The organism is Oleiphilus sp. HI0123 (genome assembly GCF_001635315.1).
Genome location: NZ_LWGE01000111.1, coordinates 1 through 3,991 on the forward strand (window position 1 = coordinate 1; position 3,991 = coordinate 3,991).

Consider the following 3,991-nt stretch of genomic DNA (forward strand, 5'->3'; position numbering starts at 1 on the left):
TCATTTTGTGCCATTCGATAAGCATCAAAATTCATTTGATAGTTATCGGTAAAGCCCCTGGCTACGAGACCCGCATCACGAAATCGCTCAGATCTTAGGTGGAATCGAAATAAGGAGTCATAAAGCAAATATGCATAGTCCTTATGCCCGATACTCTGTTGTAGCACCTCAATACTCTCGCCGCTTCTGTCTTGAGAAAACATAGTAGAGAAAAGTCGGAAGGTATCGTCAACAATATCTTGATCCTTGAGGCCCAAGGTATCGTACCCGATTGCATTCCTTAGCTCAGGGTACTTATCTAATACCTTACTAGCATGAACTGCTGAGTCGGCAAACCTGTCCTGTCTAAAAACAGCCCAACCTAACTTAAAGTTTGCTCTATGATGGAAGGTAGAATCTTTTGTAAAAGCCAGTACTTTCTTATACTGCGCTTCAGCTTTATCAAACATACCCAAATCAAAATATGTCTCGGCAATTCGGAACATACTTTCATCAACCAGATCAGACTTTGGGTAAAGACCTACTAACAATTTAAGTCGTTTTATAGATTCTTCAGAATTACCTATAAATTTTGTTGCCTTAGCTGTTTGGTAAAGCAATTCATCCATGCGTTGATAAAATACACCTGAATCGACAATACGATCATAGCTATCGAGCACCACCTGACTTTGAGTAACTTTATCAATCGTAAGTTTCTTGCTATCGAGTTTGTACTTTTCCCTTAAGTTATTAATACGATTCAAAGCATCAATTTTTACATTAGGCGAGTTAGCGTTTTCAAATAATTTTATGTAGCGCTTTAAGATGTAATTAATTGAGACCTTGGGTAAAGGTTTATCTTGGTAGACGATAAAGCTCGGTTTGATATCACCAATGGTTTCGAGATCACTTTTCAACTCAAAAATAAATGGGTCATCACTAGCAGCATAAGAAGTGTTTGAAAACATACCTACAGCTAAAAGAAGTACCCAAGAATAAAGCCTAGGAACGTTGTTTCTAGTCGATTTAATAAAATACATCATCGAGAATAGCGCCCGTCTTTACTTTTCTTTCGCTTAGTCGATTTATTTTCAGCGATACCCTGGAAAATATGCACCAAGCCTTGCTCAGCTCTCTCATAATTGGACATCATCACCTTTCTTAGCTCAGAAAGATGCTGCCGGCAGACATTAGTAATCTCGCTATCCAACTTATCTAGCAAAGCCTCTATCTTCACTTTTTTCGCTGCGAGTCGCTGCCCTAGAGCTGCGCTTTCAGATAACTGGCTTGAAAGTAGTTTAGGACCATTATTTACTTTGCTTTGAAGCTTACCAAGCCTACTTGCCAAAGTATCTACACCGTTTTTCATTGCCTCAATCTGCAAGCTCTTACTAAGCTTTGGCGTCATCAAGTTACTTGAGGAAAGTTTGCCAACTTTTTTATCATAAGCATTAATTCGGTTAGCAATTTCAACAGAATTAAAACGCTTTATTTGTTTACTGAAATTACTCTTTTTAGAGTTCAAGGCCTGAGAAAATACGGATAATTGAGTCTGCCAATACTCGATATTTACCACTAGGTTGTGCATCTCGGTGTATAGCTTAATATCGTCATGAATATCCCTATCCTGAGCGAAATAACGGTAATAAGCAGCGCGTGTAGTATTCTTAACAACACCTTTTGACAAAAACCACTCCAGCCCCTTAATTTCACTACCATCAATCAACACTGCATGCGCACCATGTTTTTCAAGCGCCGTATCTAGCTTGTTAATCGTTCTCAATTCGTTTTCAAAGCCGGAACTGGCTTCTTTATAGGCTTCAAGAGCCTGACTTATATAGCCGGAGCGTTCGTATGCGTAAGGAATGGCCAATGCTGCTTCAGCAACACTTTGATTTGTAAGAGGGTAAGTCTTGGTACTAAACCAGGATTGAGTGGCAGCACGAAAATCACCAAGCTCCAGATGTGCCAAGCCATTCAGGTATAAGCCTGCAGCCGTACTGTCAGAGTCAAGGCGAACCTTTTTGAAAAACTCTAAAGCAAGGTCTGGCTTTCCCCCCTCCAAATAGAGTGAGCCGGACGCAAGATTAATTCGGTCAGCCAAAGCCAACTCTTCTTCGCTTTTACCTTTATTCAGTGAACTCGCTATCCAAAGCGTGCCGAGCGCTTTAGTTTTGTCATGGCTCGCTTCAGCATAAGCTATAGCAAGATTGTAATAAGCATAAGCAGCCCAGACTCCTCCGACCAAATCCCTTAGTGCTTTCGCTGCTCTCTGTGGGCTACCGAGCTCTATAAAGCAGTTTGCTCTATAAAAAGTCCAACGCTGTTTATCATCTAGTGACAGCTTATTCTTTAGTCCCTTGAATGACTTAAGCGCATTAATACAATCGTTATCGTTATAGTAGACTTCACCAAGCGTAAATCGCTCAGAATCACTAAGTTTGTTTTTTTGCTTGCCATTGATATCTAACAGCTTACGCGCTTTGTTAGACATGCTATAACCATGTAAGGCTGCGTTATAGTCGGCAGGATATTTTGAAATATAAGGCTCGTTCATCATCGCCAGTGCATTGAAGACGTCACCGCTATTTAGCTTGAATTTGACCATGCCCTCGTAGAGTTCTTCTGGAATGCCTTTGCTTTGGCTGGCGGCAAGTACAACTGTTGGAACAGATAGCAGAATAGAAAGAGTCAGGCACGCAAGAGCAAAGCTAAAAAGTTTGGTACATTGCAAGGCAACATAACGAGATGAGAACTGAAGAATACTACCTGACATAGAAAGCATGATGACAGCTACCATTGCTTAACTTTGAACAAGGGCTCTCGCTTACCAGGACTTTCAATAACTTCCATCTGTATGTATTTAGCCTTATTTTCCTTAGTGAATTTCAAGGCTTTCTTACGACGAAAATAGCTATTATCTGCACCCTGTCCGTTAAACTGGGCTGTTAATTTGTGCTGTCCATCAGCCAAACTTCCAAGATAGATTTTTTGAACCCCGCCCTTCTTTAAGGCTGCCAACTCAGACTTGTTGTACAAATGCGTAGCGACTAATTTGTCATCTAACAGAACTTCAATTGAATCAAGCGTAAAAGTAGTTTTGGCATCAAGGGATAGAAAAACAGCCAACTGGGTTTCAGTTGGATATAGTAACTGTTCTTCAAAATTATAAAGTTCTCTATTTAGCTCAATTAAGTCTGACTTGATCTGTTCGGCCTCTTTGGCAAGCTTAACCAACTCGGGAGACTTTTTCTTTACAGGAGATTTCTGAGACTGGCTTGCAGGAAGGCTATTGTTAGCGGGCTGAGCAACAGGGGGCGCTGCATTCAACTGCATACACGATATAGAGATTAGAACAACGAAAACAAGAAACCGCTGGATACCCATAACAAACTTCAAAATTTTATAAGTGATTGTTATTCTGATAATAGCAAGTCTTAAAGAAAAAAATCTGTGCTATGTCACTAAATAAGTAAGTAATTGTAATCGTGAAAGAAATATTGATTAAAGATTATCCAAACACCCCAACTTAGCGACTGAGATAGCGCATTGCGTCTTCGAGCCCTTCAACCGTCATTGGGTACATATTGTCCTCTAAGAGCTGCTTGGTTATCCCCAAAGAGCCGCCCTCCCCCCAGTATGACTCTGGCAGAGGGTTAACCCAAGCCACTTTATCAAAATGATCGGTCACACGCTGCATCCATACAGCGCCAGCTTCTTCATTCCAATGCTCGATACTGCCACCTGGCTGAGTTATCTCGTAAGGTGCCATTGATGCGTCACCAACAAAGAGTACTTTGTAGTCAGAAGAATATTTGTGAATCACATCGTAGATCGGCATGCTTTCGTTTGAACGACGAATATTGTTCTTCCATACACTTTCGTAAATAAAGTTATGAAAGTAGAAATACTCCATATGCTTGAATTCAACACGCGCCGCAGAAAACAACTCTTCGCAAACTTTTACATGAGGGTCCATTGAACCACCAATATCAAAGAAGATCAGCACCTT

The 3,991-nt window shown here is 40.7% G+C and carries 3 protein-coding genes and 1 pseudogene; all 4 read right to left on the reverse strand.

From position 1 onward, the window contains the following. Positions 1-947 (reverse strand): tol-pal system YbgF family protein (locus A3761_RS01060; RefSeq protein ID WP_197472701.1); only part of this gene is annotated, 947 nt, incomplete at its 3' end. A 71-nt stretch (positions 948-1,018) separates the two neighbouring features. Next, positions 1,019-2,764: a lipopolysaccharide assembly protein LapB gene (locus A3761_RS01065; protein ID WP_156506287.1), complete on the reverse strand. Its 1,746-nt coding sequence runs from the start codon at positions 2,762-2,764 to the stop codon at positions 1,019-1,021. A gap of 8 nt (positions 2,765-2,772) precedes the next feature. After that, a complete protein-coding gene (locus tag A3761_RS01070) occupies positions 2,773-3,309 on the reverse strand; it encodes a hypothetical protein (RefSeq protein ID WP_197472702.1) in 537 nt (178 codons plus the stop codon). Positions 3,310-3,508: 199 nt separating this feature from the next. Further along, a pseudogene (locus tag A3761_RS01075) lies at positions 3,509-3,991 on the reverse strand (hypothetical protein); the annotation flags it as partial.

Coding starts and splice junctions, on each gene's coding strand:
- A3761_RS01065 (WP_156506287.1), bottom strand. CDS start 2,764: ATGCTTTCTATGTCAGGTAGTATTCTTCAGTTCTCATCTCGTTATGTT.